The sequence below is a fragment of the Chryseobacterium sp. UF-290 genome, from assembly GCF_058245615.1.
Genome location: NZ_JBSICB010000003.1, coordinates 334,705 through 351,929, shown reverse-complemented (window position 1 = coordinate 351,929; position 17,225 = coordinate 334,705). Strand labels below are relative to the sequence as shown.

The following is a 17,225-nucleotide window of genomic DNA, read 5'->3' as shown; positions in this document are numbered from 1 at the left end:
AGACCGAGTATTGCAACAGGCTCATGCAGGAGATTCATGGAAATTAAACTCAGGACATACTCAGAAAATGAAGTATGAAGCTAATTCTGCTAATGAAGTATTGAAGTTTGTTACCAATACCAATTGGGTAAATGGAGCAACTACATCAGCTATCAGCTTAGCAACAGACCCTAATTCTGAAAACGGACATTTTAAGACAGCGCAACTTTATAAGACTACAGTAACAGATGAAGACGGAAACCCTGTAATTCAATTTACCAATGGCAGAGGACAAGTATTATTAATCCGTAAAACAGATGGAGCTCAAAATATTGATACGTATTATGTATACAATGAATACAATCAAAAAGCATTCGTAATTCCTCCTAAAGCGATAAAGCAGATTAAAGATAATGGAAATACCGTTACACAGGCTATTTTAGATGATTTATGTTATCATTATAGCTATGACGGACAAGATAGGCAGGTAGAAAGAAAACTACCAGGTAAAGGAAAAGAATATTTTGTATTTGATAAAGCAGACCGACTGATATTACATCAGGATTCTGTATTGAAATCTCAGGGAAAATGGCTGATTAACAAATACGACCAATTTGGAAGAGTTGTTTATACAGGAATCATCAACGGAGGAGACAGAGCAGGTTTACAAAATCAACTTAATAATCTTACTATTAGAGAATCCAGAAGTACATCGGGTTTTAACAAAAATGGTCTTACAATATATTATACAAATGATTATTTTACTTCGGACATCAATACAGTTTTAACAGTTAATTATTATGATACATATCCCACTGAAGCGCCAGCTATTCCTACTACAGTTTTAGGACAATATACACTACCCCAAGCATTAGGAACAAATGATACAGCTTCTACAAAAAGCCTGCAAACTGCTTCTTATGTCAAGAATATTGAAGATAATAATTGGACGAAGATGTACAATTACTATGATACCAGAGGAAGAATTGTTGCTACTAAATCTATTAACCATTTAGCAGGTTATACCAACAAAGACCTTAAACTGGATTTTACGGGACTTATAGAGGAAAGTTACACGTACCACAAAAGAACAGCCAGCGATACAGAGATTAAGGTAAAAGAGAGGTTTGTATATGATAATCAGAACAGGCTTGTAAAACAATACCATCAGGTAGATAATTTACAGGAAGAATTATTAGCAGAGAACAATTATAATGAAATCGGACAGCTCATCAATAAAAAAACAGGAAATAATACAGGAACTCCGCTACAATCTATTGATTATGCTTACAATATCAGGGGTTGGATGACTTCTGTTAATAATCCGAACAATCCGAGCAGTTTCAATGGAAAATTATTTGGTCTGGAGCTGAAATATGATAATCCTGTAAACACATCAACATATACAGTCCCAAAATACAACGGTAATATTGCAGAGTTAGACTGGAAAACTGCTAACGGTAATATTTTAAGGAGGTATGCATACAAATATGATAAGTTAGACAGAATGACGGATGCTTCTTACCTTGAGCCTTTGTCTACTGTTCCTGTCACCAATGGATACAGTGAGTTTTTAACTTATGACACTAATGGAAATATCCAAACTTTGAAAAGATATCAATCGTACAATAATACAGCGATGATGATTGATGATTTGGTATACAGCAATTACAAAGGGAATCAGCTGATAAATGTTACCGACAACAGCAATAATACTTTAGGATATTCCGCAGGAGGAAATACAATTGATTATGATTTAAATGGAAACATGATAAATCATATTGATAAAGGAATAGAAAGTATTTCTTATAATTTTTTAAATTTACCCAATAATGTGCTTTTTCAGCAAGGAGGTTTGACGTTCAGCAATAATCTTGCATTTTTGTATAGAGCAGACGGAGTTAAATTAAATAAGGCTCACACTTATCTCAATCCAAGAAGTGGGGTAATGCTTACGGAAAATACAGAATATTTAGATGGCTTTCAGTATGTAGGACAAAGCGGATTTAATAATTTACAGTTTTTTCCGACCAGTGAGGGATATTATGATTTTCAAAAGAAAAGATATGTCTATAACTATACAGACCAGGTTGGAAATATAAGATTAGCGTACTACAGGGATGCCAATAATACCGCTGTTATTGATAAGGAAACGAATTATTATCCTTTTGGCATGGAATATCAGGGATATAATGGGACTTATACCCAAAACCAAAATTACCGATATGGATTTCAGGGACAGGAAAGACAGCAGGAAACTGGATGGAACTCGTTTAAATGGAGAAACAGTATTCCTGAACTCGGAAGATTTTTCAATATTGACCCGTTGAGTGAAAAGTATACATACAATAGTACTTATGCTTTCCAAGAAAATAAAATAGGGATGGGTGTTGAATTGGAAGGTTTGGAATTATTGAAAAACCATACTGGATTCTTTGCTATTAACGGAAATTCTATGAAAGTTAAATTAGCTCCTATTTCCCAAAGAGATAGTAACGGACACCCTACATTTACAGCAGGAGACATAGGATTGACGACAAGTGGTTACAATCCTAATGGAGCAAGAATTACTACTGGAACTACAGGTTTAAGACTCGATTCTTATAAATATAGTGGACCCGTTCCAGATGCTGTCCAAATGCAAAACACAAGAGATAAAATATCGACGAAAGTACGCCAAAGTTTTAAAACCACAAAAACAGGTGCTGAAATGTGGAATATTAAGCAATATCGAGCCGACCAAGCAAGTGCAGCAAGCAGTGGAATAAAAGAAATTGTCAAATTAGCAAAGTTAGGTGCTAATATTCCTGATGCTATTAAAAGTACAAATGATTATGTGCAAGCAGTAAATGACATTACAGCAGTAAAATCACAAGCTGTAACAATGGACCAGGCAATTAAATACGTTGACGGAAGTGGAATTGAAATGAACCAACAAACTAGGAATGATGTAGTAAATTATGTATTTGATGGAACACTTCCTAACCCTGATGCTGGATTAATGCCAAATTCCCTAATCATCCAGAACGGAGCAGAGATTATGAGAACTAATGGCATTCCTATTCAGCCACTTGATGAACAATTAACAACAAAAAGTAGAGAAATACCACAATAATGAAAACAGTTAAATACATTTTAGGGATATTATTCTTGTTAAATATAAGTTGCTGTGTAAATCACAAGCAAAAAGATGAAGAGCAAATTAAAGAAACGGTTATAAAATACTGGAAAGCTGTTAAGGAAAATGATTTACAATTGTATAATAGTTTAGTCTACGATTCAGAAAATTATCCTGGCGTAACGGCTTCTGAATTATTTTTTTTAAACAAGCATTATGATGTAATTAACTCAAAGGAAAAACTTTTAGATAACATTAAAATAAAGGATACAACAGATATTATTCCGAGTGTTAAAATGAAATATGTTCAGTATATTTACAAAAAAGAAAATGATAGTAGCAATCTGAAAAAACCTTTAATAATTACACTTGTATTTTACAAACAAATGGGATTTGATAAAATTTACTATCCAAACACTTTACAAAATCATATTGGTTGGGATAAATAAAAATGTTATAATTGAAAGTTAGCAAATATTTCATATTAAGTCTTATTTCAGTAGTTATCTCAATTGTTTTAATAACTCAATGGGAAAGTATAACTATATGGCTTGTATTTTACTTCTTTGCTACTATCTTCATTATTTTACTTTTTAAACAGATAAGCGAGTGGGGAATTAGTTTGAATAACCATTATAGAACCTATGATGAAACTGAGGAATATTTTTCTAATAATGGAATTTTCAAATTTTCAAAAAAAGGTTTTTTTATAAATGAAAATAAAAATCAAGATTACATAAAATGGGTAGATATAAAGCAAATAATTTCATACAGTGTAACCTTTTATGAAAATCCTATTATGTTTATTGAAATTTATACTGATACAAAAAATTACAGATTTAATGAAGAAACATTAGGATGGTATCAGTTAGTTTTACATATCCAAACTAATTTACATAATGTAAGTGAAAGTTGGCATCTTAACAATCTCATTAATTCTTCAAATGTGGAGAAAGTAGTCATTTATAACCGAGATTACTATAAACATAAATGAGCCTTAATGTACCTAGAACTTTAATAACTGGTTTAATTATAATTAATTAGTAGAACCAGTTATTTTTTATTACTTAGGCTTGTTTAGAATAAATGTAGTAAGCTAATGGCTCTGGTTCTTCCCCTTTGGGCGGTTGTTTTATTTCAAGTTTTTTAGTTTCTTTGAGTTTATCATCCTTTGAATTAAAAAATTGAGGACATTTTGAGCCTGGCAACTGAAAACAACGGAACTTAAATTCATATAAAAGTTTTGAATCGGAATTTAAAGAATCCTTTTTCTCTTGCCCAAAAGAAACACAATACAGAAAAATAGGGAAAATATAAAGTTTTTTCATAATCTCAACTTGTTCTGAAAAATACGTAAAATCCGCCAATCATTTCTAAAAATCACTCAAAATATTTATCCAAGTAAATATTAGTTAATGTTCTTACCAATCTGTTTTTATTCTTTATATATTGCTTTACAAAACCTTTTACTAAGAAAATGTCAACAATAATTATCGTGAATCCTATTAGTAGTAAAACAGAAATCAGAATCCTTGAACCATCGTAAAAATCTTGCATATTGGACGAGTAATCTAAAAACTTAGATAAAAAACTACCTGTAATAATTGAAATTGTTATTACTACTGTTTGCACCGAAAGCCCATAAGAATATTTGTTTTGTTGTGCAGAAAGTTTATCAATCAAAAAGTGCAAATTATCTTTTTTAGTCAGAGTATTTCCCAATAAATTAAGTAGTTCCTGTTTTTGTATTTCCAAAAAGGAATCATAATTATACTTGTTATTATCATTCAAAGCATAACCGTAATAGGTTCTAATGACGACTTCAACTCGTCCTATCATATAATTGACAGAGACAACACTAAAGAACACCATAATAGGAAAGGTTAAGAGAATCCATAAATCCTTTTGACAGAATAAAAGCATAAAGGATGCTACTGTTGGTATTAATGGCGGAATAATAATGCGAATCCACCATTTAAACTTGAATTTTTTGTAGACTAGATTGTAAATAGAAATCTTGTCATTGTAACCACTAATTTTTTCAATGTGATGTTTTTCACTCATAATATTTATTTTTAGAGTGTAAATATATTAATCACAATAAAACCTATCTCCAGACCTTTTGGGTCATATTAGGAGCATAGCCAATCTCACGGATAAAAATTTCGTGCATCAACTGATAAACTTGCTCTAAATTAGATTCTTTTACGACTAGGCAATCATGCAATGTAAAAAACGGAATCTTTCTTTTAAAAGTACTGTTTATTTCCCGAGCAATCGTGTGAACCATAAAATGAGATTCTAATTGAAACAGCAAATATGAAAGTCTTTTATGTCTTTCAGACGGCAGAACACCCTCAAATTTTACTTTTTTAAACTTTTTGGTAAGTTCATATATCTTAGGAAAATGATTGTAAAATACAGCTTGTTCCTGCATATAATCTTTAGGATGCGCAAAAAGCATAGCTAAAAATTTGTTTTTAGTATATTTTCTTAGGTCGTCTTCATCTCCATCAAATTGCCTACTAAACATAATTTCAAAACTTGATTCAAAGTTCGGCAGGTTCATAAAACTATCCATAAAATGCTCATAAAGTCGGTTATTCAGCACAAGTTCCTTGAAATCCGCTATCTCCCTGTCAGAAGGCTTTACCAAAGATTCTACTATCATATAATGATAGAGTATATCCTGACTACATAGCTGTGTGCATAGTATCCCCGCCTTAGTCTCCCCGCAGATAGTAGGAATAGAGAGTATGTAGGACAAGAAGAATGGAATTGAGGACGACAAATCGACTTCCGCCAGATTCTCACCATCATATTTCAAATATTTCCTGCATATTTTAGAAAATGATGTTATAGCGGTATGTAGTCTACCGTCCGTTTCAGGCTTGTTATAGAAGTTAAAACATCCATTTTTAAAATCTACTACTCTTTGAGCATTCAAAAGATACTTGTTATAGTCTCCCGTCAGCAAATAGTCCAAATAAAGCTCATTTAAGGCTGATTCTGCGTCTAATTCAAAGCGGGAAACATCAAAATACCCACGAGTGAAATCGAAACGTTTTCGCACGGTATTGTCAATCTGTGGTGCATTAATTTTTATGATTTTACGAGAGAAAGTTTTTTCAGTGATACAATACATTTCTAACTCACCATCACCCCAATAATATTTAGGTAAGTGATAAGCATAGCAACTGCGTGATTTGTAATTTCGTTTCCAAAGCATCCGCCCCTCACCCCCAAAATCCTGATAAAGATAATCTATGTGCTGTTTAGAATTTCTGTAAATAGATTGATTAATTCCTGCACATCGTGGGATGAAATGATTTATTACCGATTCAAAACTGCCATATTCTTCAGTGTCTTTATTACAAGATTCTTTAATGATGTCGGAAATAAAATAATAACAATAATCTACGCTTAATTTAAAATCGGGCGGGAATTTAGACAATCTTTGTTCTAAATTTAGATTTTTGGGTATTAATACATAATATTCACTCATAATAATGTTATAAAAAGGGCATAACAAGGGCTGTACACAGCTTTTTGCAATGCATTCAGGTTTATGTTATAAGAAATGTTTTAATTGATTTTTGGAGTATTCACAAGCCTTTTACGGTATGTGTACGCAGAGTTGTGCAGTATAGTAGTAAAAAGATTCTGCTTTCCCAGCTTTATATCCGTACGCACAAGAATGTACGGCATAATAATAAAAAGATGTTTTTTATGCGCACACCTATTCCCCTCTAAGCCTTGCTTTGACTTCATCTTTAGAGTAATACACTTTTGCTCCCATCTTAAAAGGCATTAAAATTCCTTTTTTCTTCCAGTTATGAAGTGTTGAATGGCTTACATTTAAATACTCAGCTGCTTCATCACGTGTATAAGTTTCTTTTTCATCTTTTGAGGTTTGTTGCTCAACCTGCATTTGGTTTACTACTTTACGAACTATCTGCTCAAAATCCTGCATTAGCTCATCTTTTGTCATTTGGACTAATAGTGTGTTGTTATTACTCATAATGTATATTTTTTATATTGTTAATTTATCTGTTCAATTACCTGACATACAGGCATAAAAAAAGACCGTCCTTTTTGGACAGCCTTGTTGATGTTTAGACATAAAAAAAGACCCAACCGTTAGGTTGAGCCTGTATATTTGTTTGTTAATAGTTGTTAAAAATTTGTTGTTCGGGCATAATTATTCCCCGACATAGTGCAGAATACGTTTTTTATAAGGTGCAACCCCTTGTACGGTCTGTGTTAACCGCTTCCGTCTTATCGTCAAAAGATATAATTATCAATAGACATTTGCAGGACACGTTTTTTATAAGGTGCGACCCCTTTTCATGATTTTTTACGACCATTCCCGACTTCTTGCTAAATTATTTAGCTTCGTTTAAAATTGTTGATTATTTCAAGACTAGATATAATTTCTCCATTGAAATATAAATCTGCGCCTGTTATTTTAGTTCGGAGTGCTTCCCGCAACCTTCAAAAACTGTATTATACAATCTTTGGCGTAATTATATAGCTTCTTATGTTAAGTTCGGACATAATTATCCGTCTGAATTAAAATTCCTGCTCCCCCAATATTTAGCATCTGCTCGGTATGGTCGCTCCAATGAAGACTTTTGGTAAGAATTATTAATTTGGTCGGAATTATCCGCATGAATAAAAAGATTTGTTGCGGTGCTTTTTTCTGCAAGGAAAGCCTAATCCTCAATTTACCGACTTTTAGATATTAAATATCTCATAGAAAATAATTACTTGAAATAATCTTAAAGAACTTTTTCGCTCGTTTCTCCTCTTACTTACACATTAATCACCACTACGTGATATATTCTATTTTTCAGAATTAAAACTTTCAAATTGAATTCAAATATTGTGCCAAAATTATAATTTTCAAGCATTAAGAAACATTTTTGTTAATATTAATGATTTCTGCCAACTGCTCCATGTTTCCACTCTCATAAAGCTCCTGCATTTTTAGCATTCTTTTATGCAAGTCCTCAATCTGTTTCGCTTGTAAATCAACTCTTTGCAATTTTTCGTTTCTTGCTTTGATACTTTCCTGCCTTATCTGCTCATGTTCAAAGGTAGGCTTGAAGTACGTTTTAAAAACAGATTCGTCCGTATGTCCTGTGTACTGCCATATCTCCAATAAGTCCCAACCCTCAATGTATCGGTTAGTACAAAAACTCCTCCTAGAATCGTGAAATGCTACCTTATCTGCAAAGTTTATCGTTTCAAATACAACTCCCTCATTGGTTGGTCGTTCACGGGTGATTATCTTTTCTTTGAAGTACGGAATTTCTCTAAACAACTCTTTCAGATACTCATTCGTGTTTTGGTTAGATATAGCAATACTTTTAATATCATTATCGTATTTGCTCAAAACCTCTCCTGCATATCCAAAAATTGGAAAATTCACCGTTTTATATTTATCAATCCGAGAACCTTTATTTAACAATATACTGATAGTTCCTGAGCTAATGTCAATATGTCCGTTTTCAATTCGTGTAATATCTCCAAACCTGAGTGAGCAATGACAACCGAGAACAAACAAATCTCGAACTCTTTCTAATCTCGGGGCATCGGAAAAATCATATTCGTATAGTATTTTGATTTCAGGTTCAGTCAGCACCGTATGGAAACTCGGAGGAACTTTAACGCTAAATTCGTCCTGCAAATAACTTCTGTTTTGTGTGTAGCCCTTTTCAAATGCACGTTTTAGAACTTGTGACAATCTTTTGATTCGTGTTCTTAGCGTACTGAGTTCTTTTACTCTCTCCGTAGCAATAAGCCAATTTTGGAACTCCAAACACTGTGTTTCATCAAATTTATCAATATCCAAAAAAATATTGTTATCAGTAGCAAAATCTTTTAAATCTCGGTACATCACGTTGAAAGATGATGTATAGGTTTTGTGCATGGGTTTTTGTCCAGACGAAATGGCACGGGTATTTTTCAATTCAATCAATTTCATAAACTCCTGAAAAACATCATCAAAAGATTTTTTATTCTTTTGCACGGTGTTGAGTTCTTTTCCTTCTACTGCATTATCAACAATCGTTTTTAGTTCCTCCTTTGTCGGTATACGGTTGTAATGCTCGTTGAAATTTTTGTGAGCGTCTACTATGGAAGTTTTGAACTTGCTAAGTTTTTGGTTAATTTCTCTTTTATCCGTTCCCGAAGTAACCTTTTTCGTCTCACTGTCCCAACTGCTCGGAGCAACTTTTAATCCTGTGGAAAAATCCGCCTGTAAACCTTTGAAAGAATATCTTCCCATTATTCGGGAAATTTCTGCTTTAGGCTCTTTCAATCTAAAATTTACGCTCCCTGTTTCGTTGTTATATTGTGCCATAAAATAAAAAATATTCGCATAACAAATATACGAATATTTTAAATTTGGTCACTATTTTGGTCACTGTAATTTTTGAATGTATTTGAATTTATTTACATTCAATAAAACACAACTAACTATTAATCAATAATACAAACAATCAAATTCATTCAACAAGAAATAAACAAATACAAGATGTTATATCCTGTGGGTCTACAAACTATCCTTTTTTAAGGGTGGTTTTTGTTTATAATGCTAACTCAGTAAAAAAGCCACCCTTAGAAAGGGCGGCCTTTGTTATTTATTATTGTAAATACTTCTTGTTTCTGTATGATATTATTCTAAATATACATTAGATGGTTCCAAATCTCTTATTTGTTTTTTTTGATAAATTATATCAGAGGCATTATTAATAATCTCAAATACTCTTTTAGCTTTTCTGTTATTTTCTTTACTTTCCAAATCAAATGAGATATTAACTACCTTTTTTATACATGAATTGTTATAGGACACCCTACTCTTATATAAGGGACTCTTATAAAAAAATGATTTAGCAATAATAGAATCTGATAAGTCTAAAAATCTATTTTCTTTAAAGCATAAATTCATTCTTCTGATCTCATCTTTGCTGAGTATCACCTTTACGTCAGTTTTTCTTCCCCAATATGATCTTTCGAAAATATTAGTTTTTGAATTATAGCTATCTGTATGATTAAACTGTATCATAAAATTCATATTCTCACAATTATAATTCTGAGAATTATCTTTACAGGAAACCAAAAGTATAAACAATAAAAATATTAATTTTCTCATCTTGTTCTTGGTAATAATGAATAACTATTCCAATCTATTCTTCTTCTAAACAAAGGATCCAGGAATTTTATTAATTTATTAATAGACTGTTGCGAAGATACAGGAAGTTTATTAAAATACTGAGACCAATCTTTCATATTAACAAGATTATTAGGGTTATCATAAGTAATAGCTGTATGGGACAATCCATTAATATTAGTAAATACATGTTCAGAATATTTTATTCCAAAATGCTCAACAGTATCATAAACTGCGATTTCATATTCAGAATTGCTATCTATTTGTGTTAATTTATCAAACTCAGTAGTCTTCCCAAATGTAAATGTAATCCATGCGTGTGCAGTTTCATGCAGCATAGTTTTAGCTAATAAAAATTTATTCAGTACTGCTGCTTTTGAAATACTGATTGTTGATTTAATATTTCTCCAACCAAAATTTCTTTTTGTGTGTGCTACAACATTCTCACCTAAATTTGCGTCATACTTATATTCCTTAACACCATAAGCTTTTTCAACATCAGTATCTTTAAACAACATGAGTTTTGTTTTTTTAATATTATAGTCAGCTTCGGCTTCGCTAATATTACCTTGTGAGTTTGTTATACCTTTATCATATACAACACGTGTCCTATTTACAAAATAATCTACAGTATAAGATACCCCTGCTATGACAGCAGCAGTTATTGCTCCCTTCAATACCCCCTGCATTACACTAGTATTATTTACAATAGCATCCAATGCTCCTCCTGCCGCACCAATAGCAGCTCCTTTTGCGACTACACCCCAAAAAGCGTTTCCAAAAATGTTTAATGCACTTACACCTGCGGATACAGCTCCCATTATAGCTGATGTTAACATTGTCTTTAAGAATCCTGCTTTACTTGCATTTCCTGTAAGAGCAGCCATTCCGGTATAAATGAGTCCACCAATCACAACTGCTTTCAGGGCTCCTACAATCATTACTGGTAAAATAGCCAGAAAAGCAAATTCACCACTTGGATCATTATACATCAAAGGATTATTCAAGACATATCCATACTTGTTGTAATTTTGTGTATTATATGGGTCCTGAATATTTTCGTCGGCATTAAGGAATCTTCTTAGTAACGGGTCATAGAGTCTCCCGTTCATATGAATAATTCCCACCTCCATAAAGTGTTCATGAGATGTATATCCTCTCTCTAACAATAAGCCGGCAGTACTTGTTATTTTTTTAATCATCTTAGCATCTGTAATCACAGAACCACTTCCCAGTTGCAGATGAGTAAAATTCCCCCAGGCATCAAAATGTCTCTGCTCCAGCTTATTACCTGCTTCATCACTGATTGCCAATATACTTCCTAAATAGTCTCTATGTAAAAATTTATAAGAGCCATTACTTTCTGTAAAATTCTTTACATATATAATATTACTTTCATAAGGAGTTCCTCCAATATAGATGATATGTTTTTCCTGACCTGTTGTATTATTTTTAACAATTTCAAAGCTTCCATCTTCATTATAGAATTTAGTAAGCCACCCTTCCTGCTTAGGATCAAAATTCCCGCCATAGGTAACCTTCTGCCTCATATTTGTTAATCCATACTGAAAAGCTACATCTCCATTTTCACCATCAATAAATACAGGATCATTATTTTCATTATAAACGATGGTTTGAATCAAATCATTTTTATAGTTCTGAACTCCATCTGCATTAAGGATCATTCCCGTTGCCTGATACACTTTGGATGAATTGTCAAATCTAATTTTTCCCACTTGATTATTAACCATAATTCTTCCTCTGGCATCATATTCATTCGTGTGAGACTGATTCGTGACCGGATTAGTCCATTTTATCAATCTATTATTACCATCATAATCAAATATTTCCGTGATATTAAAATCTCCACTTGTGGTCCTGCTATTTAATCTATTCCTGATAGCATCAAACTGGTATGTAACTTGTAAAAGATTTGGTTTAGCAGCAGAAGCATGTTTAATATCTTTCAGAAATCCATTATTTACATCATAGTTATTAGTAATATCGACTTCTCCTAACTTGCTTCTAAGTATCTGCGCTCTCACATTAGTTTCATTAAGCTGCCAAAGTACTTTTCCTGAATTTTTATCTTTTATCTGATACAGCTCCCCATTCCATGGGCTATAAACATTTTCAATCTGCACTTTAGTCAGCACTCCGGAAGAATAAAGTTGTTTTTCATAGGAGATCACCCTTGCCTTATCATCATAAGTAATTCCCTTTTCAATAAAGTATTTATCATTACTATTTTCAGATGAAGAAGTGATCCTTCCCTGTGGATCATAACTTATATTTGAGCTGTAAGCTTTTCCTTTAGATGTTCCGGATTTTAACACGATTCTCCCTTTATTATCGTAAGTATACGAGATTACCTTATTGGTGGCCTGACCACCATCGACTGTAGAAATTTCATTTTGGGAAATCAGCTGTCCTAAATTATTGTATGTATATTCTTTAGTCCCCTTTGGGCTGATCGTCTTCTTAATCTGTCCAAATCCATCATACTCATATTTATATAATCCATTGGAAGGATCATTAAATTCTGATTTATTCCCCCAAGCGTCATATTTCGTTGTTACAATATTCTGCGCATATTCAGCTTTAATACTCTCTCCTGCTGCATTATAACTAAAGTTAATTGTTCCCCCTGAGTCTGTACTGGAAACTGTATTCCCTAAAGCATCTATAGTCTGGGAGGTTGTTCTTCCATATCCATTAACTTCTTTTATTGTAGTTGTAAAGCCAGAAACTGTGGTTATCATTTGCTTACCTGAAAATGAAATAACAGCACCGGACAAATCCAGAGAAGCCAATGAAGTAGCCGTTATCTTTGCAGGAAAAACAGAATCATCATATGATAATGCATTCCATAATGTGGCCGTTTGAGTATCAAAATAAGGTTCACTTTCAGCTGTCTTTCTTCCCAGAACATCATAATAAATATTTTTAGAGACAAACTCTCCTTGTCCAAAAGCTTTAGTAGATGTTTTATAATTTTGTCCAAGAATATTAGTATAGGTTATATTTTGTTTCCCATCAGGTAAAAACTCAATTACAATATATCTTGGAGGTTCAAAGCCACTCCATATATCACCCGTCCACGTTTTCTTTTCGTAAGTATATGTTTTTGTACCTGTAACGTTAGATTTGGAGCTCGTCAGTTTTCCCCAATTATCATAAAGATTGGTTAATACGTTACCTAATGGATCTGTCTGTGTAAGAATCTGCCCCAAGCTATTATGAACAGTATTTGTTTCTAATCCCAAATTGTCTGTTTGCTTAGTAACAAATCTTCCTTTACTCTCATATTCGTTTTTAGTAATCTGGATTTGAGAATCAACACTGTTACTTACTGTTTTCTCAATAAGATTTCCGAAACCATCATACAGGTAAGACTCCTGTAGCCAGCCTGAATTATCTCTGTTCCAAGCTTTAAAGGTCTTTAAGAAATTATTTTCATAAGTGTATTCTTCTTTGGCTGATTGGGTATTACCGTAAGCCTGTATTATAACCGTTTTAGATGAAGGGCGCCCAACATAATAATCTGATCCTACTCCAGATGGATTATGTACATATTCATAGTTGGACGTTGTTACCCCATAACCGCTGTTAACATTTGAAATACTTTGTGTTGGAAGATAATAATTGTTATATGTAATTGTTTTATCTGTAACAGTTCCCGTTAAAAAGTCTTTTGTTTTATTACTTTTAGGTATAATGGCAGTAACAACCTTTGATTTGTCTATAGAAGGTAAAGAAGACACCAGCTGTCCGTCCACCAATCTATCAGTCTGATATATGGTTGATTTAAAACTAATCAACTGTGTATTATTTTCTGAAAGATCTGCTGGAAAGATCAAATTCTCATCATTAGTTCTAATAGACCATTCTTTTACCGGAACCCCTTCATTCAAAGGGTCTATTTCTGTTCCTGACCATATTTTAGTATTTTCAAAACCATCTGCATACCAAGAAGAACGTGCCGTCTGACGGAATCCTATAATTCCTCTTCCCTGCAAATGAGCTATATAGCCTCTGTATCTAAAATCTTGTTTTCTTCCCAATACTCTTATTTGAGATACAGCATACATCTGAGATAATCTGTCAAGCTCCATATAAGGATACTGTTCTTTTTTAACCGAAGTATACATATTGGGATTCACTACAGGGTCAAGTTCTTTATAATCAACATCATATTGAAGATCTGCCTGTGATATGGACGAAATATTCTTATCTACGTTAAGATTATAATGCTGATAACTTATCAACTTTCTTTCGTTTGTATCTGTTGCTTTTAATAAAAAGAGTATTTTCGATGATGTATTATTTACTCTAAAATCACCGAATAAGGGCTCTACCAATACTTTTGGCCTTTGAGTATATGATAACTGTTTTTTCACAAAACGCCATTTGAAGTCTGAAGTACCAGGATTATAATAAGGCTCAGAGTAGCTGTCAATAAACCAGGTAGATAATTGATTATTGGCAGGTGCAAATATTATTGTAGAATTTAGGATTTCCGTTTTTCCATCATTATCCAAATCAATAAGTCCCGTCCTGGAATAATTGGTAAGTAATGTCGGGTTCATGGAAGGTTTTCTATAATACATTAACCCCTGCAAACTTTCAGATAACGAAATACCCGTATTCAGATAAATTGACCATCCGGTTGTATAGATGTCATTCGTGGCATTTTCATGCAAAGGTAGAAGTACTTCAATATTTCTGTCCCCGTTTAAATCTCCAAACTGCAGGCCGTCTATCAGCCCTTTTACCGTGTAAACGTTTTTCAGATTTAAGATATAGCCATTATTCTGTTTTTTTAATTCATATTGTCTGACACTGTTCAATGGAGTCGTAAAAGTCCTGTTTGTGGTAGGTCCGTTTTCATTCATATACTCTTTTGTAGCGAAAGTAACAGATGTATTTCCTCCAGTTGGATCTACAAAAACAACGTCCTGTGTGCCATCATTATCGAAGTCCATAATCCCTCCCTTACTGAGAATATTTTTAGGGGTTGTGTCAGGAATAATCTGAATCGAATTATTCTGTATATTATCTTTATCCAGAATCATATACCTGTAACCTAAGGATTTGCACATCCAGATACCTTTTGGCGGATCAGGAACAATGATGTGATATTTACATTTATTATCTGCTACTGCCATAATCAATTCAGACATTCCATCAGAATCAATATCTACTTCCTTTAAACTTTGCAGAGCTGATCTGTTAAGCCCCCCAATATAGTCAGGATCAGTTTCAGGAGGATATACAGAATTAGCAAATTCATAGGTGTTACTTGGTATTGTTTTAGAATATTCCAACACAAGAGGGTTATTGTAGGTATTCAATACTGATCCATCACTTTTTATTGAGTAAAATTTTAGTTCAATATTTCCAGTAGAAGGAGGATTAGACCCTGTATTATCTTTATAAATAACTAATCCCTGTTGAGGTTTAATGTAATTATCTGCCGGTTTTATATTTACAGTGGCCATACTACTGCTAGGCCAATATGTACTGGTTGCCCCTAAATAGACAAATGAAGGATTAGTACTGTTTACCGCATCAAAATAAATATAATATCCTTCCGGCCTTCCGTTTTGTGCTGGTTGTCTGACAATAAAATCAACCAACCCATCCCCATTATAGTCTCCTGTTGCTGTGACATCTGTATAATCTCCAAAACCACTCTCACTGCTTCCGGTTGTTAATGTTTTTGTTGCAAACGTAACCGGATTAGCCGCATCTCCTACACTATTTCCTTCCGTTATACTTTTAACAAACTGATAATTAAGCCTGTTGTTTGGATCATTATTAACCGTTTCAATTGAATAATTGATGGAATAGCTTCTATAGGTTGTACTGCTTGCTTTAACAACAATTGTACTTAAAATTTTATCCTGTATCAACGGAATACCTCGTACATAGGAAGATTCCTGGATATTTCTGGGTGAATAATAAAATTCAACCTGGTTGAAATGAGGTTTTCCAAGTGTTTCATTCCCTCCCCACTGGATCGTATTAATTAAAGCAATATTATTATTTTGCAGATAATTATAGGTAATATAGTTCCCTTTTTTGTCTTTCCACTTTACAATATTATATTCCGTAGGAGTTCGCCCAGCATTATTTCCTGAGCTAACACCTCCATACCAGGCCTGGGAACCATCTTCAAATGTAACCTCCCAATACTCCGGACCTTGCCAAGATTGCCCTGTAACCGTTCCAATTGATTTTATTTTGATATTGGAATATTTATCAGTGACATATTCGGCCCCATCCTTACCGTATTCTCCGGATTTTAAGATCAATCTCTGCCCGTTAAAACTGTAATAATCTGAGTAATCAAGCTGAAGGCCTTTGGTTTCTCCATCTTTTTCAAATGTCTTTCCACTTCTGAAGATGGTAGTTATTCCGGAAACGCTCCATCCATAACCGGCTATTCCATTTCCTGTGCTACTTAGGTAGACAAGATTCAGGTTAGGAGATACATCTTTTACTCCCGGAGGTAGTTCAATAGAGAGGTTATATTGTAATTGTCCCGCTGCCGTCACATCAATGCTTCCTTTGGTATTATGGAAACTTTGACCAGCCGGGGATGTCGTTCCGCTAGGATTACTAGCTCCAGCATTCGAGTCTGCAGGTCCTCCTCCCGGATTCTCCGTAGCAGGTCCTAATTTTGCCACAAAAGGATTGGAAACATCCGATTTGGCATGAAATCCCTGTGCCATAACCACCGTCTGTGGATCCTGAACCGTCCGGGATGTTGTTTCTGCCTGGTACAGTATGGTCTGTGAATAACCCAATACTGAACACAGGAATAACATCAATGATGAAATATATTTCATATCTGTATTCGTTATTTTATAAGTAATGATGTAATTAATAGATGATAACAGATAGTGGAATAATAATACCATTAAAAATCTTTTAATTTCTAATGTT

10 protein-coding genes are annotated in these 17,225 nt (G+C 33.4%); 3 read left to right on the top strand and 7 right to left on the bottom strand.

Going from position 1 to position 17,225, the window contains the following annotated elements; translation table 11 throughout:
- Positions 1–10: 10 nt before the first annotated feature.
- Genes AC4IF5_RS05455 through AC4IF5_RS05445 form a run of 3 tightly spaced genes read left to right on the top strand, consistent with a single transcriptional unit; the run spans position 11 to position 4,091 of the window.
- Positions 11–3,094 (top strand): RHS repeat domain-containing protein, encoded by a 3,084-nt coding sequence (locus tag AC4IF5_RS05455; protein ID WP_490732413.1) that lies wholly within the window; start codon positions 11–13, stop codon positions 3,092–3,094.
- On the top strand, positions 3,094–3,546 hold the full coding sequence (locus tag AC4IF5_RS05450) for a hypothetical protein (RefSeq protein WP_490732411.1): 453 nt from the start codon (positions 3,094–3,096) through the stop codon (positions 3,544–3,546). The genes AC4IF5_RS05455 and AC4IF5_RS05450 overlap by 1 nt, the downstream gene beginning before the upstream one ends.
- A gap of 11 nt (positions 3,547–3,557) precedes the next feature.
- Positions 3,558–4,091 (top strand): hypothetical protein, encoded by a 534-nt coding sequence (locus AC4IF5_RS05445; RefSeq protein WP_490732409.1) that lies wholly within the window; start codon positions 3,558–3,560, stop codon positions 4,089–4,091.
- A 73-nt stretch (positions 4,092–4,164) separates the two neighbouring features.
- Here the strand turns inward: AC4IF5_RS05445 and AC4IF5_RS05440 are convergent, their stop codons facing one another.
- The 7 genes from AC4IF5_RS05440 to AC4IF5_RS05410 form a co-directional block, all read right to left on the bottom strand.
- Complete coding sequence (locus AC4IF5_RS05440) at positions 4,165–4,425, bottom strand: hypothetical protein (RefSeq protein ID WP_490732407.1); 261 nt, start codon at positions 4,423–4,425, stop codon at positions 4,165–4,167.
- Positions 4,426–4,477: 52 nt separating this feature from the next.
- The gene (locus tag AC4IF5_RS05435; protein WP_490732405.1) at positions 4,478–5,161 is read right to left on the bottom strand and encodes a hypothetical protein; all 684 of its coding nucleotides are present in this window, start codon (positions 5,159–5,161) and stop codon (positions 4,478–4,480) included.
- Between the two features lie 43 nt (positions 5,162–5,204).
- Positions 5,205–6,602 carry a hypothetical protein gene (locus AC4IF5_RS05430; protein ID WP_490732403.1) on the bottom strand — a complete coding sequence of 466 codons (1,398 nt, stop codon included), beginning with the start codon at positions 6,600–6,602 and terminating at the stop codon, positions 5,205–5,207.
- Between the two features lie 234 nt (positions 6,603–6,836).
- Complete coding sequence (locus AC4IF5_RS05425; protein ID WP_490732401.1) at positions 6,837–7,118, bottom strand: helix-turn-helix domain-containing protein; 282 nt, start codon at positions 7,116–7,118, stop codon at positions 6,837–6,839.
- Positions 7,119–8,009: 891 nt separating this feature from the next.
- Entirely contained in the window at positions 8,010–9,464 is a 1,455-nt protein-coding gene (locus AC4IF5_RS05420) for a tyrosine-type recombinase/integrase (protein WP_490732399.1), read from the bottom strand.
- A 315-nt stretch (positions 9,465–9,779) separates the two neighbouring features.
- Complete coding sequence (locus AC4IF5_RS05415; RefSeq protein WP_490732397.1) at positions 9,780–10,169, bottom strand: hypothetical protein; 390 nt, start codon at positions 10,167–10,169, stop codon at positions 9,780–9,782.
- 83 nt (positions 10,170–10,252) lie between these two features.
- Positions 10,253–17,200 carry an RHS repeat-associated core domain-containing protein gene (locus AC4IF5_RS05410; protein ID WP_490732395.1) on the bottom strand — a complete coding sequence of 2,316 codons (6,948 nt, stop codon included), beginning with the start codon at positions 17,198–17,200 and terminating at the stop codon, positions 10,253–10,255.
- Between the last annotated feature and the right edge of the window lie 25 nt (positions 17,201–17,225).